The organism is Colwellia sp. 6_MG-2023, assembly GCF_030547765.1.
GTDB lineage: Bacteria > Pseudomonadota > Gammaproteobacteria > Enterobacterales > Alteromonadaceae > Colwellia.
Genome location: NZ_JAUOPP010000003.1, coordinates 59,055 through 84,991, shown reverse-complemented (window position 1 = coordinate 84,991; position 25,937 = coordinate 59,055). Strand labels below are relative to the sequence as shown.

Sequence of the window (25,937 nt, the reverse complement as noted above, 5' to 3'; positions counted from 1 at the left end):
ATGGGCTTGAAAAAGTTTATTGAAGATATAGAGCCGCATTTTGAAAAAGGCGGTAAACATGAAAAGTGGTTTGCATTATATGAAGCTGTTGCAACGGGTTTATTTACTCCTGGCTATGTAAGTAAGGGTAAAACTCACGTTCGTGATAGCATTGATTTAAAGCGTATTATGATCACAGTATGGCTTGCGGTTTTCCCAGCCATGTTTTTTGGTATGTATAACATAGGTTATCAGGCAGTTGATGCTTTGGCAGCTGGTTATTCTTTACCACAATCTTGGCAGGTTGATTTATTCAACTTTTTAGGTGGTTCATTAACAGCAAGCTCAGGCTTATTGGATATGACCTTCTATGGTGCCATGTTCTTCTTACCTATTTACGCCGTTACTTTTATTGTAGGTGGCTTCTGGGAAGTACTTTTCGCTGCAGTACGTAAGCATGAAGTGAATGAAGGTTTTTTCGTTTCTTCTATTCTTTTTGCACTAATTCTGCCGGCTAGTATTCCTTTATGGCAAGTAGCTATTGGTATTACCTTCGGTATCGTTATTGCAAAAGAAATTTTTGGTGGTACAGGTAAAAACTTCTTAAACCCTGCATTAGCGGGTCGTGCGTTTTTATTCTTTGCTTATCCTGCACAAATTTCAGGTGATGCTGTATGGGTTGCTGCTGACAGCTTCTCTGGCGCTACAATGTTAAGTGCTGCTAATCAAGGCCTTGTTGATTATTCAATTAATGCAGATTGGTGGAACGCTTTTTGGGGATTCATCCCTGGTTCTGTAGGTGAAGTATCAACTTTTGCTATCTTGCTTGGTGGTGCTTACATACTTTATAAAGGTATTGCTTCTTGGCGCATCGTTTTAGGTGTGTTCGGTGGTATGGTAATTACTTCATTAATATTCAATGCTGTTGGCAGTGATACTAATACAATGTTTGCTATGCCTTGGCATTGGCATTTAGTTATTGGTGGTTTTGCTTTTGGTATGATGTTTATGGCAACAGATCCTGTTTCAGCATCTTTTACCAATACAGGTAAATATTGGTTTGGTGCTTTAGTTGGTGTCATGGTTGTACTAGTTCGTGTAGTAAACCCTGCATTCCCAGAAGGTATGATGTTAGCTATTTTATTCGCTAATTTGTTCGCACCATTGTTTGATTACTTTGTGGTAAAAAGCAATGTTAAACGGAGGCTTGCACGTAATGTCTAGTAATAAAGAAACTCCATTAGGAACGATATTATTCGTTCTAGCGATCTGTTTAGTCTGTGCTGCTTTAGTATCTATTTCAGCAGTTGGCTTAAAAGATAAACAAGACGCAAACAAGTTACTTGATCAGCAAACTAAAGTTTTAGAAGCTGCAAAGTTAATCGAAAAAGCAAACGGCGATATTGTTGGTACATATAATAAATATGTTGATGCTAGAATGATTGACCTTGATTCAGGTGAGTTCATTGATAGTGACCCATTATTATTTGATGAGCGTCGTAATGCTCGTGATAAAGCTTTATCAATTAAACCGGAAAATGATATAGCAGGTATCAATCGTCGTTCTAATACAGCGGTTGTTTACTTAATCAAATCAGATTCGGGTTCTATTGATACTGTTGTATTACCTATCATAGGTTCTGGTTTATGGGACTTAATGTACGGTTACGTTGGCTTAGAGTCAGACTTAAATACAGTGAAAAGTGTTATTTACTCTGATCATAAGGAAACTCCAGGACTAGGTGCGGAAGTACTTAACCCTAAATGGAAAGCCTTATGGCCAGGTAAAAAAATATATAACGACGCTGGTGAAGTTAAAGTTAAGCTAGTTAAAGGCGGTGCTAAACCTAATGATATTCACGGTGTGGATGCGTTATCAGGTGCAACCTTAACAAGTAACGGTGTTACTCATACATTACAGTTTTGGTTTGGTAAAGAAGGTTATGCTCCTTTCATTACTAAATATCGTGCAGAAGGGGTTAAATAATGTCTTCAGATGCTAAAAAAGTATTAACGGGTCCTATTGTTGACAATAACCCAATAGCATTACAAGTATTAGGTATTTGTTCTGCTTTAGCGGTAACCAGTTCGATGGCAAATGCTTTGGTTATGAGTTTAGCTGTTATTTTTGTAACGGCATTCTCTAACTTATTCATTTCTAGTATTCGTAACTATATACCTTCAAGTGTGCGTATTATCGTACAAATGGCTATTATTGCATCTTTAGTAATTGTAGTTGACCAAGTGCTTAAAGCTTTTTCGTATCAGTTATCTAAAGAACTATCGGTTTTCGTTGGTTTGATTATTACTAACTGTATTGTAATGGGGCGTGCGGAAGCATTTGCCATGAAAGAAAAACCTGTTGTGAGCTTTATCGATGGTATCGGTAACGGTCTAGGTTACGGTTTAATATTAATGCTAGTTGCTTTTTTCCGTGAATTATTTGGTTTTGGTACTTTATTTGGTATTGAAATTCTACCATTGATTCAAAATGATGGCTGGTATCAGGCGAATGGTTTATTAGTATTACCATTTAGTTCATTCTTCGTTATTGGTTTAATCATTTGGGCTATTCGCCAATGGAAACCAGAACAAGTAGAGAAGGATTAATACCATGGAACATTATATTGCATTATTAGTTAAGTCTATTTTTATTGAAAACATCGCATTAATGTTTTTCTTAGGTATGTGTACTTTCCTGGCGGTATCGAAAAAAGTAGATACGGCAATTGGTTTAGGTGTTGCTGTTGTTGTAGTACTTGGTTTGGCTGTGCCAATGAACCAAATTATCTACCAAGCAGTATTAGCACCAGGTGCACTTGATGCTGTATTAGGCATTACCGATCCAAGTGAATCGATTGATTTAAGCTTCTTATCTTTTATTACCTTTATTGGTGTAATTGCTGCCTTAGTTCAAATCTTGGAAATGGTATTAGATAAATATTTTCCTTCTTTGTATCAAGCCCTTGGTATATTTTTACCACTTATAACCGTTAACTGTGCGATTTTTGGTGCGGTATCATTTATGGTATCTAAAAACTTAACGCTTGGTGAATCAGTTGTTTATGGTATTGGCTCTGGTGTTGGTTGGGCATTAGCGATTGTTTTACTCGCTGGTATCCGCGAGAAGATGAAATACTCTGATGTACCAGACGGCTTGAAAGGTTTAGGTATCACATTTATTACTGCTGGACTAATGGCTTTTGGCTTCTTGTCTTTCGGTGGTATTTCGTTATAAATTTGGTCGGTGTAACGCAGGTTTCTATGCGTTACACCCTTAGATAACTTTAAGGAAAGGTCGATGGAAATTATTCTCGGCGTATCGATGTTCACAGCGATAGTTATTGCCTTAGTATTAGTAATTTTATTTGCTAAATCTAAGTTAGTATCAAGTGGTGACGTAACGATTAGCATAAACGGTGATCCATCTAAAGCAGTTGTTACTGCTGCAGGTGGTAAATTATTAGGCGCATTAGCTGATCAAGGTATTTTTATACCTTCAGCATGTGGCGGCGGCGGTACTTGTGGTCAATGTCGTGTTGAAGTGCATTCAGGTGGTGGTGATATTCTTCCTACGGAAGAAGGTCATATCAATAAGCGTGAAGCAAAATCAGGCTGTCGTTTAGCCTGTCAGGTTGCTGTTAAGCAAGACATGGAAATTGAAGTAGAAGATGAAATCTTTGGTGTTCAACAATGGGAATGTGAAGTTATCTCTAATGATAACAAAGCAACTTTCATTAAAGAGCTTAAGCTACAAATTCCTAATGGCGAATCAGTACCATTTAAAGCCGGTGGTTATATTCAAATTGAAGCACCAGCGCATCACGTTAAATACAGTGATTTTGATATTGATGAACAATATCGTGGTGATTGGAACCATTTTGGTTTCTTCGATGTAGAGTCTAAAGTAGATACAGACACATTACGTGCTTACTCAATGGCTAACTATCCAGAAGAGGAAGGCATTATTATGCTTAATGTGCGTATTGCTACGCCACCTCCTGGACGTTTGCATTTACCGGCAGGTAAAATGTCATCGTACATCTTTAGCTTGAAGCCAGGCGATAAAGTAACAATTTCAGGTCCGTTTGGTGAGTTCTTTGCGAAAGACACTGATAATGAAATGGTATTTATTGGTGGTGGTGCAGGTATGGCTCCAATGCGTTCTCATATCTTTGATCAACTTAAGCGTTTGAAGTCTAAACGTAAAATGAGTTTCTGGTATGGTGCTCGTTCACTTCGTGAAATGTTTTATGAAGATGATTATAACGGCTTAGCTGCTGATAATGATAACTTTGAATGGCATGTTGCATTAAGTGATCCTCAGCCTGAAGACAACTGGGATGGCTTAACCGGCTTTATTCATAATGTTCTTTTCGAAGAATATTTGAAGGACCATGAAGCTCCAGAAGATTGTGAGTACTACATGTGTGGTCCTCCTATGATGAATGCTGCGGTTATTCATATGTTAAAAGATCTTGGTGTTGAAGATGAAAACATCATGCTAGATGACTTCGGTGGCTAATTAAGCTGAATCTTTTGTTATTTCGTCCAATAGCTGTATCGAAGGTCTTCATTGAGTAATATTAATGCTGCGCCTTCTTTTTGCTCTAAACGAACTATCTGTAAAGTAAGGTTTAATTTGCTATAAATAATAAAAGCGACTTAGGTCGTCTTTATTATTTATATCAAGATATTAAATTACCCAAATTAGTATCTTGATATAAATAATAAATTTGGAATACCTATGAATAAATTCAAACTAATACTAATTGTCTTATTAGCCCTTATCCTAACAGCTTGTTTTCCTAGTAATAACTCTGCTAAAAAAGAAATTTTATTGCAAGGTTATACGATGGGAACTACATACAATATTAAAGTTGTAGCGACAGCCGCTGAGGTAGAAAGTTTAGGCTTACATAAAAAAATTGATACATTGCTCGAGCAAGTGAATCAGGAAATGTCGACTTATATCCCTAATTCGGAATTATCTCGCTTTAATGCTCTTCAGTCACTGGAACCTGTTGAAGTATCACCTGGTTTTAAACGAGTCTTAGCGGAATCTATTCGTTTAGGTGAGTTAAGTGGTGGTAAATTAGATATTACCGTTGGTCCTTTGGTTAACTTATGGGGGTTTGGACCTGAGCATAGACCAGAAAAAGTACCAAGTGATGAGTTACTAGCCAATACACGGTTACGTGTTGGGTTAAAGAACCTTCATTTGAATGGCAATAAATTATCAAAAGATATTCCTAACTTGTATGTTGATTTGTCTACTACGGCTAAGGGCTATGGGGTCGATGTAGTCGCAGAGTTAATTGAAGCTAATGGTATCCATAACTATTTAGTCGAAATAGGCGGAGAACTTCGTGTAAAAGGTTTTAAGCATACTGGTGAGCTGTGGGCAATTGCGATAGAAAGACCTATTTTTGATCCTTTAGGTGATCATAGAGCGGCTCAGCAAGTAATTATCCCTAAAGATAATGCTGTTGCTACAGCAGGAGACTATCGTATTTACTTCGAAGAAGATGGACAACGCTTTTCTCATATTATTGATCCTGATACTGGGAAGCCGATTAATCACAACCTTGTGTCAGTCACAGTTATTGCTCCATTATCCATGACCGCGGACGGTTTATCTACTACCATGATGGTGATGGGCGCTGAAGAAGGAATGAAGTTTGCGACTGAAAATGATATCGCAGCATTGTTCATTTCTAAAGCTGAAAATGGCTTTCATGAAGAATTTACGGTAAAATTTAAGCAATACTTGAAATAATACTTACCGTGTGTCGGTCTTAATTAATAACATAGATACGCATTAAACTTATTTTCCAATGGCTTTTGTCCTGAGCCCTGATCATTAATTATTTAATTGAGAGCATAACATTATGATGATTTTTATTATTACCTTTGGCTTTTTTCTGGTTGTAGGCGCAGCAATGGCTGTAGGTTATATTTTTCAAAATAAAACGTTAGCAGGTAGTTGTGGTGGTTTAGCAAGTGTCGGTATTGAAAAAGACTGTAACTGTGAAAATCCGTGTGAAAAACGTCAAGAACGTGAACGTAAATCAGCGCTTGAAGACAACTTGAAAAATAGAATAGATGTTACAAATCTTTAGTGATTTGAGATTATAAACTTATTAAGGATAGTACGCTTACTATCCTTTTTTTGTTTAATCGGTTTATTTAATAGATTTTTTACTGAACGCTAACTTAATCAAGTCATATAAAAATATCAGTATTGTTAATTTATAGCGGCTAGTTCATAAAACTTTTTATTTTTTGAATGATCCCTAAACTATCTAAGCCTAACTCTTGATGAACTTCTTCTTGCGTACCATGCTTAATAAATTGATCAGGAATACCTATATTTAATACTTTTATTGCGATACCTTGCGATAAAATATATTCATTTACTGCTGAGCCTGCACCACCCGCTATTGCATTATCTTCAATAGTTACTAGGGTACTATGGGTTTTAGCTAATTGATTAATCATGTTATTATCAAGTGGCTTAATGAAGCGCATATCTATAAGGGTTGCGCCAAGTGTTATAGCGGCTTTATTTGCTTCAATTAGCATGGTACCAAAGCTTAAAATCGCGATATTATTATTGCTTTCGTTTGGCGATATTATTTGTTTGGCTTTACCTATCTCTATCACTTCATCAATATGTGGTAATTCTTCACCAGTACCACTGCCGCGTGGATAACGAACAACGGTGGGAGTGTTTGATTTATGCCCTGTATTTAACATTAATTGGCATTCACGTTCATTAGCTGGTGCCATAATTACAAGGTTTGGAATACAACGTAAAAAGCTTAAATCAAATGAACCTTGATGTGTAGCACCATCTGCACCCACAATACCCGCGCGATCAACAGCAAACATTACTGGTAAGTTTTGAATGGCAACATCGTGAATAAGTTGATCGTAACCACGTTGTAAAAAGCTTGAATAAATTGCAACAACAGGGTGCTGATCACCAATTGCTAATCCAGCTGCGAACGTGACAGCATGCTGTTCAGCAATGGCGACATCGTAATATTGATCAGGAAAGCGTTGACTAAATTCAACCATACCCGACCCTTCACGCATCGCGGGGGTAATTGCGACTAACTTTTTATCTACAGCCGCTGTTTTACAGAGCCAATCACCAAATATTTGAGAGTAAGTTGGCAATGAAGGTTTAGATTTAGGTAAATGTGCATCACTAGGATTAAATTTTGGAACAGCATGATATTTTATTGGATCTTGCTCTGCAGCTTGAAAACCTTTACCTTTTTTAGTCGCAATATGTAGCAGTTGTGGTCCTTTAAGGCTACGCATATTTTTAATTGTATCGACTAAACCATTAACATCATGACCATCAATTGGACCAATATAATTAAAGCCAAGTTCTTCAAAGAAAGTGCTAGGAACAACCATACCTTTCAGGTGTTCTTCTGCTCTGCTAGCCAATTCTTTAATTGGAGGAATGTTATTTAATAAACGCTTACCACCTTCTCTAATACCTGTATACAAACTACCTGATAGCATTTTGGCGAAGTGATTATTTAATGCACCAACATTTTCTGAAATAGACATTTCGTTATCATTTAAAATGATCAACATGTCTTTTTTAATATCACCAGCGTGATTTAATGCCTCAAAGGCCATTCCTGCAGTCATTGCACCATCACCAATAACGGCAACAGTTTTTCTATTTAATCCTTCTTTTTCTGCGGCAACTGATAAACCTAAGGCAGCAGAAATTGAAGTGCTTGAATGACCAACACTTAAAGTATCGTATTCACTTTCTTCACGCCAAGGAAAAGGGTGTAATCCGTCTTTTTGTCTAATAGTATGCAGTTGATCGCGACGACCAGTAAGAATTTTATGTGGGTATGCTTGGTGTCCAACATCCCAAATAAGGTGATCAAAAGGCGTATTGTAGACATAATGCAATGCAACAGTCAGTTCAATAGTACCTAATCCTGAAGCGAAGTGGCCACTGCTTTTACTTACTGAATTTAATAGGAATTTACGCAGCTCATTACTTATTCGCGGTAATTTATCTTGAGAATAATTTCGCAAATCTTTTGGTGAGTTGATTTGGGTAAGTAATGGATAGTCAGCAAGGTTTGTGGTCATAGTTGTTCTATAGTTGTTTTTATTTTTAGCTACTTAATGGCTACGTTTAATGATAAAGGTGGCAAAATCAGCTAAGGATTGTGTATTGTAAGGCAAACTGGCTAAAGCTTGAAGTGCTTGTTGAAATAAGTTTTCAGCTTTTTCTTGAGCACCTTCTAAGCCAAGTAGGGCTGGGTAAGTGCTTTTATTTAACGCAATGTCCGAACCGCAAGGTTTCCCAAGCTGTTCTTGGGTTGATATTATATCAATAATATCATCTCTGACTTGATATGCGAGACCAATAAATTTTGCATACGCTTTTAGAGATTCTTTTTCTGATTGTGATATTTTGGGGCTACATTCGGCTACCATTGCAACAGAAGCTTCCAGTAAGGCACCCGTTTTCAATGAATGTAAAGTTTCCAGTTGTTCTAAGGTTATCATTTTATCAGTTGCGGCTAAATCAAGTGCTTGGCCTCCGCACATACCTTGATAACCAGCGGCCGTTATTAGTTGCTGAATTAGCTTAACTTGCTTAGGTTTAACTGCTTCTGAAAAATCGTGGTTGGCAATAATATCAAAGGCAAGAGTTTGTAAGCTATCACCAGCAAGAATTCCTGTTGCTTCATCAAAAGCCTTGTGACAGGTTGGTTGACCACGCCTTAAGTCATCATCATCCATCGCGGGTAAGTCATCATGTACTAAAGAATAAGCATGTATACATTCTATTGCGCCAGCTATTCCATCAACGTCTTTTAAATCTAGGTCTAATGCTTGTCCTGTAATATAAGCTAAATAAGGACGTATGCGCTTGCCACCTATCAATAGCCCATATCGCATTGCTTGATGAAGTTTCTTATCGTTAACAGTTAAACTTGCAAGTTTCTGCTCTAAAAATTGGTCGATACGTTGTTGAAAAACATCATGATTGGCTAAACTACTCACGAAAGATCACCGGATAATTGCTCATTGTCAGTTAACGCAAAATCTTGGAGTTGTTGTTCTCCGTTTTGCTCGAGTAAAATTTTTACTTTTTGCTCTGCTGTTTGTAGCTTATTTTGGCTTAGTTTACTTAATGTTAAACCACGCTCAAAAAGTGCCATTGATTCTTCTAAGTCTAAATTCCCTTGCTCTAAATTTTGTACTATCGTGTCCAATTCGCTAAGAGATTCTTCAAAACTTAGGTTTTCTAATTTTTTTTTGGCCATATTTTATATTCTCTTTATGCCTTAGATGCTTTCAACTCTAGGCGCAAACTTACCTTAGCTAAGCACAATGGTCAATGTAGTGCTCATATATTTCAGCGTATATTGTGATTATTTAACGATTAAGTTATTGACTATTAGGGCGATAACTTAATATATAAAGGGATAAGTAATGGCGAATAGCTTTATCATAATGTACTATTATTTTATTAGATCAAATTAGTTTTTATAGCTTTAGGAGTTTTTCTGTGGATTTAGCAACCTTAATCGGTATCCTTGGTGCCATTGCTTTTCTCGTTATGGCGATGGTTTTGTCTGGCGATATTACGATGTTCGCTGATACCCAATCAGTACTAATTGTTTTTGGTGGTTCACTATTTATCGTGCTATCTAATTACAGTATAGCTCAGTTTTTTGGTATAGGAAAAATTATAGCTAAAGCGTTTATATTTAAATTAGAAAAGCCTGAAGAATTAATAGAAAAAGCCGTTGATATGGCTGATGCTGCACGTAAAGGTGGATTCCTCGCCTTAGAAGAAGCAGAGATAACCAATAATTTTATGCAAAAAGGTGTTGACATGCTTGTTGATGGTCATGATGCCGATGTAGTGCGGGCGACCTTACAAAAAGATATTAACCTAACGACAGAGCGCCATGAAAAAGGTGCTGGTATGTTAACGGCTTTAGCTGATGTTGCACCTGCTATGGGGATGATTGGTACACTTATTGGACTCGTTGCTATGTTGGCTAATATGGATGATCCTAAATCTATTGGCCCAGCTATGGCGGTTGCTTTGTTAACGACACTTTATGGTGCCTTCTTAGCAAATGTTATTGCTATTCCGTTAGCGACTAAATTAAAACTGCGCATGGAGGAAGAAAAAATGAATCAAGAGTTAATTCTTGATGCCGTGCTTGGAATCCAAGATGGGCAAAACCCGCGAGTCATTGAAGGTTTATTGAAAAACTATCTGGCTGAAGGTAAGCGTCAAACGAATACTACTGATGATGAATAACAATCGATTTATTAATAGGGAGGACTTATGACTGAGCAAAAGTGTAAATGTCCGCCACCTGGGCTACCTGCATGGATGGGAACATTCGCCGATCTTATGTCGTTGTTAATGTGTTTCTTTGTTCTATTGTTATCTTTTTCTGAAATGGATGTACTAAAGTTTAAACAAATTGCCGGATCAATGAAATTTGCTTTTGGGGTACAAAATAAAATTGAAGCAAAAGATATTCCGAAAGGGACAAGTATTATTGCTCAGGAGTTTAGACCTGGTAAACCGGAGCCAACACCAATAGAAGTTATTCAGCAGCAAACCATGGAAATAACTCAGCAAATGTTGGAGTTTGAAGCGGGAGAAGAAAACTCGGCTGGTGGACGTCAAGAGCAACGTGGTAGCGAACGAGGCGGAAAATCACAGAGTACTGATGATGCCTTATCTGAACAAGCGTTACAAAAAGCACAAGAGCAAATAGAGCAGGCAGCACAAGATCAAGTTAATGAATTGGTCAAAAAAATAGCGGATAAACTTGAAGAGCAAATTGAAGATGGTGCTATTGAATTAGAGTCACTAGGCCAACAAGTTATTATCCGTATTCGAGAGAACGGCTCATTTCCATCAGGCTCTGCTTTTTTACAGCCTAAATTCAAACCTATTATTAGACAAATAGGTGAGTTGTTGAATACAATTCCAGGTGAAATTATGATTTCAGGGAATACTGATAACCGTGGAATAGATTCAGAGTTATTTGACTCAAACTGGGATTTATCTAGTAAAAGAGCGGTTGCTATTGCACATGAAATAATTAAAGTACCAGGGTTTAATCAAACACGTTTAGTTGTTGCAGGGCACGCAGACACACGTCCATTAGTACCAAATACTAACCCATTGAATCGTCGACGAAATCGCCGTGTTGAAATTGCCATTAATCAAGGTAAGCCAAAAGAGAGCGAACCTATTCAAGTACTACAATAAAAATTAAGGTATAACCTTAGTTATGTTGAAAAGCTGTCATCGTAATGAGGACAGCTTTTTTTGTTGGCACTCAATATTGCCTTAACTCGCATTTTGAGGTGGTTTGGGTATATAATGCGCGCCATTATTCTTATTGTTATATTTATTAGGCCAACATCGATGAAATTTATCGTAAAGCTGCAAGCTGAAATCACCATTAAATCTCGCCCTGTTCGTAAGCGTTTTACCAAGATCTTAGAATCGAATATTAAAAATGTTTTACGCCGCATTGATGAAAAAGTTACCACGCGGATGAACTGGGATAACATCGAAGTAAATACTAAAGATAATAGTTCTGAAAACCGTGAACGTTTAGTGGAAGCACTTAAGTGTATTCCAGGTGTACCGATGTTTTTAGAAGTTCAGCAGTCAGAATTTATTGATGTTCATGATATTTATGAAAAAACTTTAGCCATTCATGCTAAAACGATTGAAAATAAAACTTTCTGTGTTCGTGTAAAGCGTACGGGTACACATGACTTTAATTCACTGAAAGTAGAGCAATATGTTGGTGGTGGTTTAAATCAGTCAGTAGAAAGTTCAAAAGTTAAACTGACTAAACCTGATGTCACTATTCGTTTAGAAATAAAAAACAAAGATTTATTTATTGTTACCCAACGTCATAAAGCGCTAGGTGGTTTTCCTATCGCAACCCAAGAAGACGTTTTGTCTTTAATGTCTGGTGGTTTTGATTCAGGGGTTGCTAGTTATCAAATGATTAAAAAAGGGGCTAGAACTCATTATTGTTTCTTTAATTTAGGTGGCTCTGCTCATGAAGTAGGGGTGAAGCAAGTTAGCTATTATTTATGGAATAAGTTTGGTGCGTCTCACAAGATTAAATTTTTTGCTGTTGACTTTGAACCTGTTGTGGCTGAAATATTAGAAAAAGTTGAAAACAGTCAAATGGGCGTAATACTTAAACGTATGATGATGCGTGCCGCGAGTAAAATAGCTGCAAAAGGTAAAATTCAAGCGCTAGTGACGGGCGAAAGTTTAGGGCAAGTGTCTAGTCAAACACTCACTAACTTAAACGTTATTAATCGAGTAACAGACACACTTATTTTACGTCCATTAGCTGCTTATGATAAACAAGATATTATTGATATAGCTCGTGATATTGGTACAGAAGATTTTGCGAAAACTATACCTGAGTATTGCGGTGTTATTTCAAAGAAACCGACAGTAAAAGCGGTATTATCTAAAGTTGAAGAAGAAGAAGGTCATTTTGATTTTGATATTCTGGATAAAGTTATTAGCGAGACCCGTGTTTTTGATATTCGTGATATTGGTAAAGAGACCGAAGAAGAAATTCACGCAGTTGACCTAGTAGAGAATATTCCAGACAATGCTGTTGTGGTTGATATTCGTAGTCCAGAAGAAGAAGAAGATAAGCCATTAAGCTTAGATAATGTTGAAGTTAAACATATCCCTTTTTATAAACTTGCCACTCAGTTTGGTGATTTAGATATGAGTAAAGATTACCTACTTTACTGTGATCACGGGGTAATGAGTAAGCTACAAGCTCTTTACCTGATTGATAACGGTTTCAGTAACGTAAAGGTATATCGTCCGTAAAAGCAAGTTTAGTTCTTAAATTAGCGTATTAGGTCAGCACCTTAACTTAGCGCGCTAACCGCTTGCCACATTTTAGTATTTTCTGGTGTGGCAAGTTTGTGTTTTATACCTAAGCGATGTATATAGCCATTAATGTAATCTATTTCACTCGTACGTTTTTCGGTAATATCACAACGCATAGAAGAGCTATTTTTAGCGGTTGCTTGTGCTACATTTTTCACTATTATTTTAAGATCTGCTAAATCTAAATTCACCTTTTCAGCATCAGCTACAGCCACTACTTCTTCTAGTAATATTAAAATTGTTGATGAATATTCAGCATTATTTATTTCACCGTTACTGATATCGTTTATTGCAGTTAATGGATTAATAACACAATTGATTGCTAGCTTTAACCATTGTTTTTTATTGATTTCTTGATGAAATGTTACTTGAGGTAGGGCGGTATTTAATAATTTTGTCAGTGATTCTTGCTGTGCTAAGTTCGGCACACCTGAAAGTAAACCAATATCTGTTGAACCAACTCCGGTATGTGTCACAGTAAAAGGCGCTGAGCGCAAACAACCATGTGTTGTGAGTAATGCGTAAATATTCTGGTGCTTGATTATATTTTGCGATAGCTCTGACAAGGTTCCCATACCATTATGAGCAAGTACAATAGTAATATTACTTTTTAATTTATTTGCAATATTATCCAGTGCTAACGATATTTGAAAAGCTTTTACGCAAAAAATAATGAGATCAGCTTGCTCAATATCCTCAGTTTGCGCGTAATTAATTTTACCCTGATGTACTAAACCATTATGATCAGTAAAAGAATATTGATCATAGGACATGGTTATTTGATTTGTTGATGTCTTATTAGATCGCGGCTTAGCTGAAGGAGAAGTTGAATCGATTCTCTTCGAGGGTAACAAATGCAGCCGTGCTTCATTATAATCACCGTGGTTATTTATCAGCTGTAAAATATGATGATACCAAAGTAAGCCTATCGCGCCTTGCCCAACAATAATAATATTTTTCAACTAAATGTTACCTTTGAAGCTTGTTGTTTTTTATTCTCTGAATCATAAATGATTTATATCGAAAATAAGCAATTTTAAACAGTATGTATAAAATGATCCCCGCTATATCAGCAAAAAAATCACTAAACTCACCATTACGAAACCCTAAATAATATTGCCCTAGCTCACTGAGCCCAGCATAGCAAGATAGCGTAAAAAAAGTAGTTAATAATGATAGCTTTATTACTGAAATCGCTAACCAGCTTAAAACGAAAAAGCTAATAAAATGACCAATAGTATCTATTTGCGGAGAGCGAAATATTATTCTTGTTAGGGCATCAGGTAGTAATAATTCATGAGAAAAAAATAGGGCTATCCCACAGCAGAAAACGAAGATAAAAAAAGTTAGGTGATGTCGTACTTTCACAAGGTATACATTTTAAAAAAATAAGACCTTAATATTACCATGTCCTCAGCGTTTGTGGATGAAAAATTCTCGTGAGGTCTGCTTGTTTGGCTTTTTTTGCTAGGTATAATAGGGACAATAATAATTTAATTGAAAGAGAATAATTATGCCATCAATGGATATTGTTTCTGAGACTGATTTAGAAGAAGTACGTAATGCGGTAGATAATGCCAACCGTGAAATATCAACTCGCTTTGATTTTCGTGGTGTAGAAGCCAGTTTCGAATGGAAAAAGCCTGTAGTAACGGTAAAATCTGAAAGTGATTTTCAACTAAAACAGCTTTGTGATATGTTACGTAGTCAATTAACTAAACGTAAAGTTGACGCTAAAGCGATGACAATAGGAGCTGCTTCTGCAACAGGTAAAAATTGGAGCCAGCAAGTAACCTTTAAAGAAGGAATTGAACAAGACGTAGCCAAAAAAGTTGTTAAGCTTATTAAAGGAGAAAAATTTAAAGTACAAGCGGCCATTCAAGGTGAGCAAGTTCGCGTTACAGGAAAGAAACGTGATGACTTACAAGCGGTAATGCGTTTTGTGCGAGAAGCTGATTTAGAGCAATCTTTTCAGTTTACTAACTTTAAAGATTAACTTTTATTTAAGTGTTAACTTATCGAGTTTTAGTCATTTGTCGTAGCGACTGAAACTCGATATAACACCGCTAGTTTGACTATTTGATCTAAAATAAAAGTTATCCAATAATTACTTACGCATCACTTTTCTATCACTTGACAATATACATAACGAAAACTTTATAATTTGTTGGAGATATATTGCTAAGCATACGTAAATTTCTTATCTAAAATATTTTTTAATTATTTGTAATTGTGGTGTATTAGTAGCAATTTAAGCAAAGGTTATGAAGAAAATATGGCTGATATTTCTATATAATAAGCATGATGACTCTGGGGGCTATAATGGATAAATATCTAGTTACTAAGGAAGAAATAGATAAGTTTGAAGGTCGTTCGAAGACACATTTTCTTAATGATAATGCCAAAAGGCTGAATAAATCATTGGGGGATATCACAGGGTTGACTGGGTTCGGTTTTCACATTATTGAAATTCTACCTGGCCACGAATCTACAGAGTTACATAAACACTACCATGAAGATGAATGTGTTTATGTACTTGAAGGTACGGCTGAAGCACAAATAGGTAAAGAAAAATATACAGTAAAAACTGGAGATTTTATTGGCTATCGTGCTGGTGGTAAGGCCCACGCTTTGCGCAATAATGGTAAGGACTTGTTTAAATGTATCGTAATTGGTCAGCGTTTGGATCATGATGTTGCTGACTATCCAAAGTTGAATAAACGGATTTATCGTCAAAAAAATATGCCATGGAACCTTGTAAATATTGGAGATATCAATGAACCAAATGCAGGAAAAAAGTCATAACAAGCTATCAGTTTGATTGTTCACGCTATGCGTCAAACAGCAGGTTATGGTGAGTTTAACTTGCTTAAAAACTTATCAAGGATAACTTATTTACTCTTATTTTGACCACATCTTTGAGCCCACCTTTATGAATAAGGCGTATAATCTCGCTAACCTAATATAACAATATTAAAGTCTTGATTAGTTCTCTGATAAGGTACTCGTATTTAAAAAGAGCGTAACTTTTTTGAATAACCTGTAGGTTAGGCTAACTCAAATGAAGGCAAAATATATCGAGTTCATCCCTTATTCCCCACCCAGATGACTGTAGTAATGAAGCCTGGTTATTAAAGCCTTTTTCATCAAACGAATTATGTTAAAAATATACAGCAGCCGCAACTTAATGAATTAATGTAGGGTAGAGGAAAAACAGAAGCCTTTAAAGCAGGTAGGTTGGAAGGCTGGAGCAGTAGGATTAGTAATAAAAGTTATGCTATGGTTATTTGTGGATATATCATTCAATCAGCAGAATATTAAATAGAGGTTAGTTATGTCTTATGTAGATGGTTTTGTAGCTGCAGTCCCAACAGAAAATAAAGAAAAATATATTGAACATGCTAAGTTATCTGCGGTTGTTTTTAAAGATCACGGTGCACTGAAAGTCACTGAAACTTGGGGGGATAATGTTCCTGATGGCGATATAACATCCTTCCCTATGGCTGTTCATTGCGGCAACAATGAAACGGTAGTATTTTCATCTGTATTATGGCCGACGAAGGAAGTACGTGATGCTGGTTGGGAAGCCATTATGGAAGATCCTAGGATGGATCCAGAGCAAAATCCAATGCCTTTTGATGGCAAGCGTTTAATATACGGTGGCTTCGAAGTTATTATAGAGGAATAGTTGCGAGTGCCATTTAATTAACAAGGAACATAAAAAGCCAATAACCTGGCTGGCTTTGAACTTGAAGTGGCTCGTTAAAAGGTCTTTGGAATCTACTAGATAAAGTTTGAGTTATGCCACCTTAGTTAAATGTTGAAGGCTTGTAACTCGAACTTTACCTATGAGTTAAATTGTTATTTAATCGTGATCATGCCCACAGCTTTCACCTTCGCCATGAATATGGCCGTGCGCAAGCTCTTCTTCAGTTGCTTCTCGTACTTCTAAAATATCGACTTCAAAGCTCAAATCAATACCAGCTAATGGATGGTTACCATCAACAGTTACTTCATCGTCTGTAACATCGATTACAATAACTGTTTGCTCACCATCATCAGTACTAGCACGCAGTTGAGTACCCAGTGTTAAATCTTCAACGCCTTGCAGTAATTCTTTTGGTACTGTTTGTACATAGTCGTCATGACGTTCACCGTAAGCTTTATCTGCGCTTACATCAACTTTAAATTGATCACCAACTTGATGACCGATTAATGCCTCTTCAAGGCCTTCAATCAGATAACCTGAGCCTTGAATAATAGTCATAGGTTTATCATCATAAGAGCTGTCGATTAATGAACCTTCGCTGTCTGATACTGCGTAGTGCATTACGACTACTGAATTGTTGGTAATTTTCATATATTGTCCAATGTTAAAACTGAGTTTAAAGTTAAGTTTAGACGTTAAGAGATTAAGTTAACGTTTTAAGTATGATTTTTCTATTCCTCAACCGTTAACGAATAAGGTAATGTTTCAACTGCTACCTTAGCGTCAGGTTGTGATTTTATTCTTAATTGAGTTGAGCTATCAACATCATGCCCTAATACAGCTTGGATATAGCATGTACCATCATCAGCTTGATATGTAGATAATACATCACCAGCTTTACGCCAGTTTTCGCCTAATTGTTTTTCAATTATATCATCATTTTGTACTGGCTGATTCAGAAGAGTAGTTAATGAAAACAGGGCTTTTTTATTCTTACCTAAATATTGCATACGAGCGACAGTTTCTTGGCCTAAATAGCAGCCTTTAGTAAAACTGATACCGTGAATAGCTTGTAGGTTAAGCATTTGAGGAACGTATTCACCGCTGCTTTGATGAGATAACTGAACAAAACCTTCACTGATTTCGAGTAAATTCCAGATATTATTAGAGTAAACAGGTAAATTGATGCCTTGTATAATATTTTCTAATCTGGAGGTTGAATCAATTAATAAGTAACGAGTTATTCTGCCTGAAATATAAACCAGTGTTGTAGAGTCTGACTGTACTACGGGGTTTAAACTATCAGGGATACGTGAAAAATTATTTTTTAATATAGTTTCAGCGTCATCACCTATTAATGCAAAAATCGCTAAGTCATCAGCTTTTAAAATATCAACCTTGGCAAAAACACCAAACTTTTTTAGTTCTGCCATTGATGACTCAATACTCGATTCAGGCTGAATTAATAAGTGTGCGTCGTTTCTATTTAATAAGCGAAAAACACTGAATGTTTTGCCTTTAGCATCGCAATGTGCACCAACAAGTAAGCTATGTTCTGTACTTATGGTTACGTCACAAGTGACTTGTCCCTGCAAATACTTGCTCTTTTCTTCACCCGTTAATGCAATAGCACTATAATGATTTAGTGAAACTAAATAAGTGTCGGGTAATTGCTCTAGAGTAGGGGAGTTTGCTTCAAGGTTTATTGACATAAGAAAAGCCTATGCTGTGGTTAATAAAAGATAAATAAGGGTGAAAGAGCAATAAATCAAGTTTAGTTGCAAAAAACACACAATTTATTGGCGGTAAAACAGCTGTTATTGTTACAATGTATTCTACTAAACAACACGTTAAAGCAAAACGGTTAATCCTTAGAACATCACTTTAGGTAAATTACTATGCCAACATCAATAAGCTCTCTAGAAAAAAATCCTCAACCTATAGTCAATAAAGCAAGACTAAGATGGGCTTGTCGTCGTGGTATGCTAGAGCTAGATGTACTATTTATACCGTTTGTTGATGAAGCTTATGATAATTTAACATCGAAACAACAATACGTTTTTGAACGTTTACTGACCGAGCAAGATCCAGATCTATTCGCTTGGTTTATGGGGCATAAGGCTTGTGAAGACCAAGAACTTAACACCATGGTGCAACTTATTCTCAACCGCGTTAAAGTATAATATATGCGTTAGAAGTTCACGTTATCAGCCTATGTTATACGTGGGAGGATTTGTTGCGATACTTCTGTTACCCGTATTATTGTTTACTTATGCTTATCATCTTGCATTAGTTGTTATTGTACTTACGTTATTTTTATTTGGCTTTTGGCTATCAAGTAAATCAGTTCAATGTGTTACGGGTGTAAACTTTGAGTTAAGTAAAGAGGGGATTTGTTCTCTTAAAGGGAATGACTATCAACTATCAAAAAGTAGCCGCTTTAGTTTTTTGGGCTGTTGGTTAATTTTACAGCCCATCACTACAGTGAGTTTAATGCTTGATGATAAGGTAAGTAAAAATAAAGCTCTTTTTATTTACCGTGATAGTCTAAGTGAACAAGATTTTTCTCGATTAGTCACTGTTATTACTCAATTAAATCGTCAACCTTAGGCACTACACTTTTAATTGAGTTTAATTTAGTTGTCAGTATCGTTGGTTTTGCATCAGGTAAGGTGTCCGGATAATCTAAGGTATAGTGTAGACCTCGGCTTTCTTTTCTTTTCAGCGCACAGTGAATAATCAACTCAGCTACTTGTACTAAATTTCTCAATTCGAGTAAATTATTACTAACTTTAAAGTTTCGATAATAGTCTTGAATTTCTTGTTGTAATAATTCTACGCGATGCAAGGCTCGTTCAAGTCTTTTAGTGGTTCTAACAATACCAACATAATCCCACATAAATAGGCGTAGTTCATGCCAATTATGTTGAATAACAACTTCTTCATCAGAGTCTGTTACTCGACTTTCATCCCAAGGTGGTAAGTCAATAAAAGAGTTGCTATGGGTTAACGAACCGCTAATTTCTAAAGCGGCGGCTCGTGCATAAACTAGGCACTCTAGTAATGAATTACTCGCTAGACGATTCGCGCCATGCAAGCCAGTATAAGACATCTCTCCAATAGCATAAAGTTGAGGAACGTCAGTTCTACCATGCTGATCTATCATGACGCCACCACAGGTATAATGTGCTGCGGGTACAATAGGGATTGGCTGTTTAGTGATATCAATACCTAAATCTTTGGTGCGTTGATAAATAGTAGGGAAATGTTGTTTAATAAATTCAGCAGGTTTATGACTTATATCTAGGTACATGCAGTCAACACCTAAACGTTTCATTTCAAAATCTATCGCTCGGGCGACAATATCCCTAGGTGCTAATTCTGCTCGCTCATCAAAAGCCGGCATAAAGCGACTACCATCAGGTCGTCTTAGTTTAGCTCCTTCGCCACGTAACGCTTCTGTTAACAAAAAGGTTCCAGCATCAGGATGAAATAAACAAGTAGGATGGAATTGATTAAATTCCATGTTTGCTACACGACAGCCCGCTCGCCATGCCATTGCAATTCCATCACCGCTTGCAATATCAGGATTAGAGGTATATTGATAAACTTTACTTGCGCCGCCTGTTGCTAAAATAGTTTTTTGAGCATAAATACTTTCAACTTTTTCTGTATTTCTATTCCAGATATAAGCGCCAATACACTGTTTTTTATCATCGGCTTGTTTAGAGTCGGCCTTATGATCACAAATAAGATCAATTGCATTGTAACGTTCAAATATACGAATACGCGAATGCTGTTTCACTCGCTCTGATAAAGTTGTTTGAATAACTTTACCCGTAGCATCTGCGGCATGAAGGATACGGCGGTGACTATGACCACCTTCTCTTGTTAGATGGTATTTAGCTTCGCCTTGAGTGTCATCTTCTTTATCAAAATTAACACCTTGCTCAATGAGCCAATCAAGGCATGCTTTTGCACTTTCCGCTGTATATCGCACCGCACTTTCATCACATATGCCAGCACCGGCAACGAGAGTGTCTGAAATATGATCTTCAATACTATCATTTTCATCAAAAACGGCTGCCACACCACCTTGAGCATAATAAGTCGATCCTTCATTTAATGGACCTTTGCTCAAAATAACGACATCTGCATTTTTTGCTAAATGTAAGGCAAGTGTTAAACCAGCAGCGCCGCTGCCAATAATTAAAACGTCACAATTGTTTTGTTGATTCATATATACGAATGTTAAGTAAAATCAGTTATTATAGTACGATATTAACGTTAATTAGCGTTTGATAATAGAGCTAGCAAGTATGAATTGAGACTAAAATAGAAATAAATGAAATTAAATAGAACTTTTTCTAGAACCCGTAGTCTTAATTTATGCGTTTGTTATGAGCCAAATGTGTAAAATGATTTTTTACTCTGAATTTTTTGTAGAGTATATTTAGGAGAAATGGCTCAAATGAGCGAACAGAACGTCGACCAAGCATTGGTTGAGCGGGTTCAGCAAGGGGATAAAAACGCCTTCAACCTGTTAGTAACGAAATATCAGCATAAAGTGTCTAACTTAGTGTCGCGCTATGTAAGTAATCACAGTGATGTGCCAGATATCGTACAAGAAGCTTTTATTAAAGCGTATCGAGCCTTACCTAATTTTAGAGGGGAAAGTGCATTCTATACTTGGCTATATCGAATTGCAGTGAACTGTGCAAAAAATCATAGTGTCGCTTTAGGTCGAAAACCACCAAGTAATGATGTTGAAATAGAAGATGCTGAGTTTTATGATGGAGGGGAAGCGCTAAGAGAAAATGCTTCACCTGAAAAAGTATTACTTACTGAAGAAATTAAAAAGGTGATTTTCGATACAATAGCGCAACTACCTGATGACTTGAGAATGGCAATAAATTTTCGAGAGATTGAAGGATTAAGTTACGAAGAAATAGCAACCATTATGGAGTGCCCTGTTGGTACAGTGCGTTCGCGAATTTTTAGAGCACGTGATGTGATAGATAAAAAAATCACACCATTACTAAAAAGTTAACTTGCGTAATAATGGCTAGTTAAACGAAAGTTTATCAATTTTAACACCAATTTAGGTGTGAATTAAAAGGTTAAAGTATGAGTGAAAGTAAGTTTGAGACAATATCATCTATAGTTGATAACTATCGTGTTCCTGAGCAAGAGTCTGAACAGACTATTGACGAAATGCTCAAGGATGAAAACTTAGCAAACACCTGGGAGAACTACCATTTAATCGGTGATGTAATGCGCAATGAAGTACCAGCAGCATTACAGTTAGATTTATCGGCACAAATAGCATCAGCAATTGCAGATGAACCAACAGTATTAGCGCCTAATACTTCCAATAATAATGCAGCTACCGGATTTAAAGCTAAAGTTATCCAGCTGATAAAACCTGCAGGACAATTCGCTATTGCAGCCTCGGCAGCAGGATTAATGATTATTGGAGTACAGCAAAATACCGTGGATACCAATGAAGTTATTATGCCAAGTCAAATAGTACAAACTAAACCGTTAGGTGGATTTGCTAACCCAGTAAGCTTTAATTATCAGCAAAATACCAAGTCACAACAGCAGGCTGAACTTGAGCAAAGAATTGAGCAACAAAGACGTTTTCAAGCTTTATTATCAGATCATGAGCAACAAATTAAGTTGAGTGAAGTTAGAAAAACAGATAAGAAGGAAAGTCTTGCTGAGATGGACAAAGAATTAGAAAAATCTCAATAGAAAGCAAACCTTTGATCTCCCCCTATATGAAACGTGAGTAACTTAAGTATAATGAGTTATTCACTTTTTACTGTCTAAACCACGAGAAAATATGAAATTACTAACATCATTCTCCTTTATCTGCATTTTTATCACCAGTTTATTTGTTAGTTTTTCAGCTGTGTCTGCCGATGAAGAACAAGCAAAGTTACTCCTAGAGCGACTTTCTCAATCGTTACGTCAACTAAATTTTAACACTTCGTTTGTTGTCGTTAAAAATAACCAAGCAGAGCCTTATCATTGGTTGCATGGTCTTGCCGAAAATAAAACGGCTGAACAAGGCGACAATAATAAATATGTTGAGCTTGAAATTTTAGCTTTATTAAATGGCCCACGTCGCGATATTCTACGTATTAATAATATCGTTAGTTATAATGAACCAGAATATGCGCCATACTCTATTGACTCTTCACAAATTAGTGGTCCAATTCCTGCTGTTTTTAGCCAAGATATAAGTATTTTAGAAGAAAACTATCATTTGGTTTTAGTGGGCAAAAATAGGGTGCTAGGTAGGGCAGCACAGTTAGTTCGTATTGTACCAAAAGATTCGCATCGTTTTGGGTATTGGCTTTGGTTAGATCAACAAAGTGGCTTGCTATTAAAGTTAGCAATTATCACTCGCAAAGGTAACTTACTTGAACAAATTCAGTTTACTCATTTAGACATAACAGATACTGTTTCAGAAAACTTGAGTCAACTACAAACGACTGAATTACCAAAAGTAATTGATGTTGCTACTCAACAAAAAACAACAGAACTTGCTTGGCAAGTTAACTGGCTACCTACTGGATTTAAGCCAATTAAATCAGATAGACATCGTATTAGCACCAATAAACAAGCCGTTGAATTTATGCTTTTTAATGATGGTTTAGTAGATATTTCGGTTTATGTTAATCCAAGTAATGAAAAAAACAGACCATTAGAATTTGGTAATGACGGTGCCACCTTGGTATTGAGCCAGGTAGTTAATAATATTGAAGTAAGTGTTGTTGGGAAAATTCCTTTAGAGACCGCGAAGGAAATAGCTAATTCAGTCAGTTTTAATACTAAGGTTACTTCACCATAATGGAAGAATTAGCAACCGTTACCGAGATTAGTCATGGTAATATTACAGTCGTTAGTCAAATAAAGTCTACTTGCAATAGTTGCTCACAAGTTAATAACTGTGCCAACGGGCAAGTTGCCAAAGCGATACCTCATAAAAAGCTATCATTTACCTTAGGTAAACCTAAATCACTGAATAAGCAAATAATAGGGGTTGGTGATAGTGTTTTATTAACTGTGCCTGAAGAAGATGTATTGAGTAGTGCTTGGCAAGTCTATTTATTACCTATATTAGGGCTCTTTTCGTTTTCAGCATTAGGTCAATGGCTAGTACAGAAAGCGATAATACCGCATGAATTAATCGCAATCGTTATTGGTAGTGTCGGTGGTTACTTAGGTTATCGTTTAGCAAAAAAACTGCAAAGCGACCCAATTAAGCAAAAAAATTTGCAGCCGAAAATTTTACGTGTTTTACCTAAGCCTCTTGAAGTCAACAATATTAGCGAAAGTTAACATCTGTTGTGAAAATTCTGAACAAAAGATAGCCCCAGCGCGCTAAATTCGTTAAGATCACGCCATTCTTGAATTAATAACTTTTTATCTGAATAGCCATTTATGAAAAATATACGTAACTTCTCAATTATTGCTCACATCGATCACGGTAAATCAACACTTTCAGATCGTCTAATTCAACATTGTGGGGGGTTGCAAGCACGTGAGATGGAAGCCCAAGTTCTTGATTCAATGGACATTGAACGTGAACGAGGCATCACCATTAAAGCACAAAGTGTTACTTTAGATTATATTGCGAAAGATGGTGAAACTTATCAGCTTAACTTTATCGATACTCCAGGACATGTTGATTTCTCTTATGAAGTATCACGCTCGTTAGCCTCGTGTGAAGGTGCATTACTTGTCGTTGATGCCGGACAGGGGGTTGAAGCACAAACCGTAGCTAATTGTTATACCGCCATTGAAATGGACTTAGAAGTAATTCCTATTTTGAATAAAATAGATTTACCACAAGCCGATCCTGAACGTGTTAGTGAAGAAATTGAACATATCATTGGTATTGATGCGACTGATGCCGTGACTTGTTCTGCTAAAACAGGTCTTGGCATCGAAGATGTTTTAGAAACGATTGTTAAAAATATTCCACCACCGCAAGGTGAGTATGATGCTCCGTTACAAGCGCTAATTGTTGATTCATGGTTTGATAACTATCAAGGTGTTGTTTCCTTGGTAAGAGTTATTAATGGTGAAATTAGGAAAGGCGATAAAATGTTGGTGATGTCTACAGGACAAGTTCACCAAGTTGATAAAGTAGGAATATTTACGCCTAAACAAATTGATACTGGTATATTACGTGCTGGTGAAGTTGGTTTTGTGATTGCAGGCATTAAAGAAATTCATGGAGCACCTGTAGGTGATACCATTACCATCAGTAAAAAAGAAACAGCGAATGCACTTCCTGGATTTAAAAAAGCACAGCCACAGGTGTACGCAGGTATTTTTCCTATTAGTTCTGATGACTATGAAAATTTCCGTGATGCTTTGAATAAATTAAGTCTTAATGATGCTTCTTTATTCTTCGAGCCAGAAAACTCTTCGGCCTTGGGTTTTGGTTTCCGTATTGGCTTCCTTGGCATGTTGCATATGGAAATTATTCAAGAGCGTTTAGCACGTGAATATGATCTTGATTTAATTACGACAGCCCCAACCGTAAATTATGAGATTGCCTGTACGAATGGTGAAGTATTATCTATTGATAATCCGGCTGACTTACCTGCAATTAATAATATTGACGAAATTAGAGAGCCAATTGTACAAGCTAATATTTTAGTGCCACAAGAATATCTAGGTAGTGTTATTACCCTATGTATTGAAAAGCGTGGCGTACAAAAAGATATTATTTATCACGGAAATCAAGTTGCCGTTACTTATGAGTTACCTATGGCTGAAGTAGTAATGGACTTTTTTGATAAGTTAAAGTCAACAAGTCGTGGCTATGCTTCACTCGATTATAATTTTATTCGCTTCCAGGAAGCCGATATGGTGCGTGTCGATGTTATGATTAACGGAGACCGAGTTGACGCTTTAGCTATGATTACACACAGAGATAATTCTGTTTCACGTGGTCGTATGCTCGTTGATAAACTAAAAGAGCTGATTCATCGTCAAATGTTTGATATTGCTATTCAAGCCGCTATTGGCAATAACGTTATTGCGAGAACTACCGTAAAGCAGTTACGTAAGAATGTAACCGCTAAATGTTATGGTGGTGATATTAGTCGTAAGAAAAAGCTATTACAAAAACAGAAAGACGGCAAGAAACGTATGAAGCAAGTAGGTAATGTTGAAGTACCTCAAGAAGCGTTTTTAGCAGTATTGAAATTAGATAATTAACTAAAAAATACAAATAATAAG

At 36.5% G+C, this 25,937-nt stretch carries 28 protein-coding genes; 20 read left to right on the top strand and 8 right to left on the bottom strand.

Annotation, left to right across the window (positions count from 1 at the left end):
- The 7 genes from Q4503_RS03060 (at window position 1) to nqrM (ending at window position 6,101) form a co-directional block, all read left to right on the top strand.
- Window positions 1–1,203 (top strand): NADH:ubiquinone reductase (Na(+)-transporting) subunit B, encoded by a 1,203-nt coding sequence (locus tag Q4503_RS03060; protein WP_215973234.1) that lies wholly within the window; start codon window positions 1–3, stop codon window positions 1,201–1,203.
- Window positions 1,196–1,966 carry a Na(+)-translocating NADH-quinone reductase subunit C gene (locus Q4503_RS03055; RefSeq protein WP_215973233.1) on the top strand — a complete coding sequence of 257 codons (771 nt, stop codon included), beginning with the start codon at window positions 1,196–1,198 and terminating at the stop codon, window positions 1,964–1,966. Before Q4503_RS03060 ends, Q4503_RS03055 begins: the two co-directional genes overlap by 8 nt.
- Window positions 1,966–2,589, top strand: coding sequence for an NADH:ubiquinone reductase (Na(+)-transporting) subunit D (locus Q4503_RS03050; protein ID WP_215973232.1), 624 nt, complete (start codon window positions 1,966–1,968; stop codon window positions 2,587–2,589). The genes Q4503_RS03055 and Q4503_RS03050 overlap by 1 nt, the downstream gene beginning before the upstream one ends.
- Before the next feature lie 4 nt (window positions 2,590–2,593).
- Window positions 2,594–3,217, top strand: a complete 624-nt coding sequence (gene nqrE, locus Q4503_RS03045; protein ID WP_215973231.1) for an NADH:ubiquinone reductase (Na(+)-transporting) subunit E — start codon at window positions 2,594–2,596, stop codon at window positions 3,215–3,217.
- A gap of 63 nt (window positions 3,218–3,280) precedes the next feature.
- Window positions 3,281–4,504, top strand: a complete 1,224-nt coding sequence (gene nqrF / locus Q4503_RS03040; protein ID WP_215973230.1) for an NADH:ubiquinone reductase (Na(+)-transporting) subunit F — start codon at window positions 3,281–3,283, stop codon at window positions 4,502–4,504.
- Window positions 4,505–4,726: 222 nt separating this feature from the next.
- The gene (locus Q4503_RS03035) at window positions 4,727–5,758 is read left to right on the top strand and encodes an FAD:protein FMN transferase (RefSeq protein ID WP_303601349.1); all 1,032 of its coding nucleotides are present in this window, start codon (window positions 4,727–4,729) and stop codon (window positions 5,756–5,758) included.
- Window positions 5,759–5,870: 112 nt separating this feature from the next.
- Window positions 5,871–6,101: a (Na+)-NQR maturation NqrM gene (gene nqrM / locus Q4503_RS03030; protein ID WP_159818570.1), complete on the top strand. Its 231-nt coding sequence runs from the start codon at window positions 5,871–5,873 to the stop codon at window positions 6,099–6,101.
- Between the two features lie 139 nt (window positions 6,102–6,240).
- On the opposite strand, the gene dxs is transcribed toward nqrM, so the two are convergent.
- From dxs to xseB, 3 genes are read right to left on the bottom strand one after another with little or no spacing between them, the layout of a single operon-like run.
- A complete protein-coding gene (gene dxs / locus Q4503_RS03025) occupies window positions 6,241–8,115 on the bottom strand; it encodes a 1-deoxy-D-xylulose-5-phosphate synthase (protein ID WP_215971369.1) in 1,875 nt (624 codons plus the stop codon).
- A 33-nt stretch (window positions 8,116–8,148) separates the two neighbouring features.
- Window positions 8,149–9,039 (bottom strand): (2E,6E)-farnesyl diphosphate synthase, encoded by an 891-nt coding sequence (ispA, locus tag Q4503_RS03020; protein WP_215971368.1) that lies wholly within the window; start codon window positions 9,037–9,039, stop codon window positions 8,149–8,151.
- Complete coding sequence (xseB, locus tag Q4503_RS03015) at window positions 9,036–9,302, bottom strand: exodeoxyribonuclease VII small subunit (RefSeq protein ID WP_215971367.1); 267 nt, start codon at window positions 9,300–9,302, stop codon at window positions 9,036–9,038. Before xseB ends, ispA begins: the two co-directional genes overlap by 4 nt.
- A 245-nt stretch (window positions 9,303–9,547) precedes the next feature.
- On the opposite strand from xseB, the gene pomA reads away from it, so the two are divergent.
- From pomA to thiI, 3 genes are all read left to right on the top strand, one after another.
- A complete protein-coding gene (gene pomA, locus Q4503_RS03010; RefSeq protein WP_215971366.1) occupies window positions 9,548–10,315 on the top strand; it encodes a flagellar motor protein PomA in 768 nt (255 codons plus the stop codon).
- Window positions 10,316–10,342: 27 nt separating this feature from the next.
- Window positions 10,343–11,284, top strand: coding sequence for a flagellar motor protein MotB (locus Q4503_RS03005; protein WP_215971365.1), 942 nt, complete (start codon window positions 10,343–10,345; stop codon window positions 11,282–11,284).
- Window positions 11,285–11,443: 159 nt separating this feature from the next.
- Entirely contained in the window at window positions 11,444–12,898 is a 1,455-nt protein-coding gene (thiI, locus tag Q4503_RS03000; protein WP_215971364.1) for a tRNA uracil 4-sulfurtransferase ThiI, read from the top strand.
- 41 nt (window positions 12,899–12,939) lie between these two features.
- On the opposite strand, the gene Q4503_RS02995 is transcribed toward thiI, so the two are convergent.
- Both Q4503_RS02995 and Q4503_RS18835 read right to left on the bottom strand, forming a co-directional pair.
- Complete coding sequence (locus Q4503_RS02995; protein ID WP_303601348.1) at window positions 12,940–13,923, bottom strand: ketopantoate reductase family protein; 984 nt, start codon at window positions 13,921–13,923, stop codon at window positions 12,940–12,942.
- A gap of 7 nt (window positions 13,924–13,930) precedes the next feature.
- Entirely contained in the window at window positions 13,931–14,329 is a 399-nt protein-coding gene (locus tag Q4503_RS18835; protein ID WP_215971362.1) for a VanZ family protein, read from the bottom strand.
- Window positions 14,330–14,474: 145 nt separating this feature from the next.
- Between Q4503_RS18835 and Q4503_RS02990 the strand changes: the two genes are divergently transcribed.
- The 3 genes from Q4503_RS02990 to Q4503_RS02980 all read left to right on the top strand — a co-directional run bounded on the left by Q4503_RS02990 (window position 14,475) and on the right by Q4503_RS02980 (window position 16,649).
- Window positions 14,475–14,957 carry a YajQ family cyclic di-GMP-binding protein gene (locus Q4503_RS02990; RefSeq protein WP_303601347.1) on the top strand — a complete coding sequence of 161 codons (483 nt, stop codon included), beginning with the start codon at window positions 14,475–14,477 and terminating at the stop codon, window positions 14,955–14,957.
- Window positions 14,958–15,283: 326 nt separating this feature from the next.
- Window positions 15,284–15,766 carry a cupin domain-containing protein gene (locus tag Q4503_RS02985; RefSeq protein WP_303601346.1) on the top strand — a complete coding sequence of 161 codons (483 nt, stop codon included), beginning with the start codon at window positions 15,284–15,286 and terminating at the stop codon, window positions 15,764–15,766.
- 529 nt (window positions 15,767–16,295) lie between these two features.
- Window positions 16,296–16,649, top strand: coding sequence for a DUF1428 domain-containing protein (locus tag Q4503_RS02980; protein WP_215971360.1), 354 nt, complete (start codon window positions 16,296–16,298; stop codon window positions 16,647–16,649).
- Window positions 16,650–16,826: 177 nt separating this feature from the next.
- Here the strand turns inward: Q4503_RS02980 and Q4503_RS02975 are convergent, their stop codons facing one another.
- Window positions 16,827–17,321, bottom strand: coding sequence for a peptidylprolyl isomerase (locus Q4503_RS02975; RefSeq protein ID WP_215971359.1), 495 nt, complete (start codon window positions 17,319–17,321; stop codon window positions 16,827–16,829).
- Between the two features lie 80 nt (window positions 17,322–17,401).
- Window positions 17,402–18,382, bottom strand: a complete 981-nt coding sequence (gene ygfZ, locus Q4503_RS02970; RefSeq protein WP_215971358.1) for a tRNA-modifying protein YgfZ — start codon at window positions 18,380–18,382, stop codon at window positions 17,402–17,404.
- A gap of 198 nt (window positions 18,383–18,580) precedes the next feature.
- Between ygfZ and Q4503_RS02965 the strand changes: the two genes are divergently transcribed.
- Window positions 18,581–18,853 carry a succinate dehydrogenase assembly factor 2 gene (locus Q4503_RS02965; RefSeq protein WP_215971383.1) on the top strand — a complete coding sequence of 91 codons (273 nt, stop codon included), beginning with the start codon at window positions 18,581–18,583 and terminating at the stop codon, window positions 18,851–18,853.
- Between the two features lie 31 nt (window positions 18,854–18,884).
- Window positions 18,885–19,280, top strand: a complete 396-nt coding sequence (locus Q4503_RS02960) for a protein YgfX (protein WP_215971357.1) — start codon at window positions 18,885–18,887, stop codon at window positions 19,278–19,280.
- On the opposite strand, the gene nadB is transcribed toward Q4503_RS02960, so the two are convergent.
- On the bottom strand, window positions 19,255–20,910 hold the full coding sequence (gene nadB / locus Q4503_RS02955; protein WP_215971356.1) for an L-aspartate oxidase: 1,656 nt from the start codon (window positions 20,908–20,910) through the stop codon (window positions 19,255–19,257). The two genes, Q4503_RS02960 and nadB, sit on opposite strands and share 26 nt — an antisense overlap.
- A gap of 231 nt (window positions 20,911–21,141) precedes the next feature.
- Here nadB and rpoE point away from each other — a divergent pair, with 231 nt between their 5' ends.
- From rpoE to lepA, 5 genes are all read left to right on the top strand, one after another.
- Window positions 21,142–21,720 carry an RNA polymerase sigma factor RpoE gene (rpoE, locus tag Q4503_RS02950; protein WP_215971355.1) on the top strand — a complete coding sequence of 193 codons (579 nt, stop codon included), beginning with the start codon at window positions 21,142–21,144 and terminating at the stop codon, window positions 21,718–21,720.
- Window positions 21,721–21,797: 77 nt separating this feature from the next.
- Entirely contained in the window at window positions 21,798–22,427 is a 630-nt protein-coding gene (locus Q4503_RS02945; protein WP_303601345.1) for a sigma-E factor negative regulatory protein, read from the top strand.
- A 91-nt stretch (window positions 22,428–22,518) separates the two neighbouring features.
- Window positions 22,519–23,532: a MucB/RseB C-terminal domain-containing protein gene (locus tag Q4503_RS02940; RefSeq protein WP_215971353.1), complete on the top strand. Its 1,014-nt coding sequence runs from the start codon at window positions 22,519–22,521 to the stop codon at window positions 23,530–23,532.
- Window positions 23,532–24,023: a SoxR reducing system RseC family protein gene (locus Q4503_RS02935; RefSeq protein ID WP_252727311.1), complete on the top strand. Its 492-nt coding sequence runs from the start codon at window positions 23,532–23,534 to the stop codon at window positions 24,021–24,023. Before Q4503_RS02940 ends, Q4503_RS02935 begins: the two co-directional genes overlap by 1 nt.
- Before the next feature lie 102 nt (window positions 24,024–24,125).
- Window positions 24,126–25,916, top strand: a complete 1,791-nt coding sequence (gene lepA / locus Q4503_RS02930; protein ID WP_215971352.1) for a translation elongation factor 4 — start codon at window positions 24,126–24,128, stop codon at window positions 25,914–25,916.
- Window positions 25,917–25,937 lie beyond the last annotated feature (21 nt).

Excerpts from the sequence above, each read along its gene's own strand:
- Q4503_RS03060 (WP_215973234.1), top strand. The coding sequence starts at position 1 with ATGGGCTTGAAAAAGTTTATTGAAGATATAGAGCCGCATTTTGAAAAA.
- Q4503_RS02935 (WP_252727311.1), top strand. The coding sequence starts at position 23,532 with ATGGAAGAATTAGCAACCGTTACCGAGATTAGTCATGGTAATATTACA.
- dxs (WP_215971369.1), bottom strand. The coding sequence starts at position 8,115 with ATGACCACAAACCTTGCTGACTATCCATTACTTACCCAAATCAACTCA.
- Q4503_RS02940 (WP_215971353.1), top strand. The coding sequence starts at position 22,519 with ATGAAATTACTAACATCATTCTCCTTTATCTGCATTTTTATCACCAGT.
- nqrE (WP_215973231.1), top strand. The coding sequence starts at position 2,594 with ATGGAACATTATATTGCATTATTAGTTAAGTCTATTTTTATTGAAAAC.
- nqrF (WP_215973230.1), top strand. The coding sequence starts at position 3,281 with ATGGAAATTATTCTCGGCGTATCGATGTTCACAGCGATAGTTATTGCC.
- ygfZ (WP_215971358.1), bottom strand. The coding sequence starts at position 18,382 with ATGTCAATAAACCTTGAAGCAAACTCCCCTACTCTAGAGCAATTACCC.
- thiI (WP_215971364.1), top strand. The coding sequence starts at position 11,444 with ATGAAATTTATCGTAAAGCTGCAAGCTGAAATCACCATTAAATCTCGC.
- nadB (WP_215971356.1), bottom strand. The coding sequence starts at position 20,910 with ATGAATCAACAAAACAATTGTGACGTTTTAATTATTGGCAGCGGCGCT.
- Q4503_RS02985 (WP_303601346.1), top strand. The coding sequence starts at position 15,284 with ATGGATAAATATCTAGTTACTAAGGAAGAAATAGATAAGTTTGAAGGT.
- nqrM (WP_159818570.1), top strand. The coding sequence starts at position 5,871 with ATGATGATTTTTATTATTACCTTTGGCTTTTTTCTGGTTGTAGGCGCA.
- Q4503_RS02945 (WP_303601345.1), top strand. The coding sequence starts at position 21,798 with ATGAGTGAAAGTAAGTTTGAGACAATATCATCTATAGTTGATAACTAT.
- xseB (WP_215971367.1), bottom strand. The coding sequence starts at position 9,302 with ATGGCCAAAAAAAAATTAGAAAACCTAAGTTTTGAAGAATCTCTTAGC.
- Q4503_RS02980 (WP_215971360.1), top strand. The coding sequence starts at position 16,296 with ATGTCTTATGTAGATGGTTTTGTAGCTGCAGTCCCAACAGAAAATAAA.
- Q4503_RS02990 (WP_303601347.1), top strand. The coding sequence starts at position 14,475 with ATGCCATCAATGGATATTGTTTCTGAGACTGATTTAGAAGAAGTACGT.
- lepA (WP_215971352.1), top strand. The coding sequence starts at position 24,126 with ATGAAAAATATACGTAACTTCTCAATTATTGCTCACATCGATCACGGT.
- Q4503_RS03035 (WP_303601349.1), top strand. The coding sequence starts at position 4,727 with ATGAATAAATTCAAACTAATACTAATTGTCTTATTAGCCCTTATCCTA.
- Q4503_RS02960 (WP_215971357.1), top strand. The coding sequence starts at position 18,885 with ATGTTATACGTGGGAGGATTTGTTGCGATACTTCTGTTACCCGTATTA.
- Q4503_RS03005 (WP_215971365.1), top strand. The coding sequence starts at position 10,343 with ATGACTGAGCAAAAGTGTAAATGTCCGCCACCTGGGCTACCTGCATGG.
- Q4503_RS03055 (WP_215973233.1), top strand. The coding sequence starts at position 1,196 with ATGTCTAGTAATAAAGAAACTCCATTAGGAACGATATTATTCGTTCTA.
- rpoE (WP_215971355.1), top strand. The coding sequence starts at position 21,142 with ATGAGCGAACAGAACGTCGACCAAGCATTGGTTGAGCGGGTTCAGCAA.
- Q4503_RS03050 (WP_215973232.1), top strand. The coding sequence starts at position 1,966 with ATGTCTTCAGATGCTAAAAAAGTATTAACGGGTCCTATTGTTGACAAT.
- Q4503_RS02975 (WP_215971359.1), bottom strand. The coding sequence starts at position 17,321 with ATGAAAATTACCAACAATTCAGTAGTCGTAATGCACTACGCAGTATCA.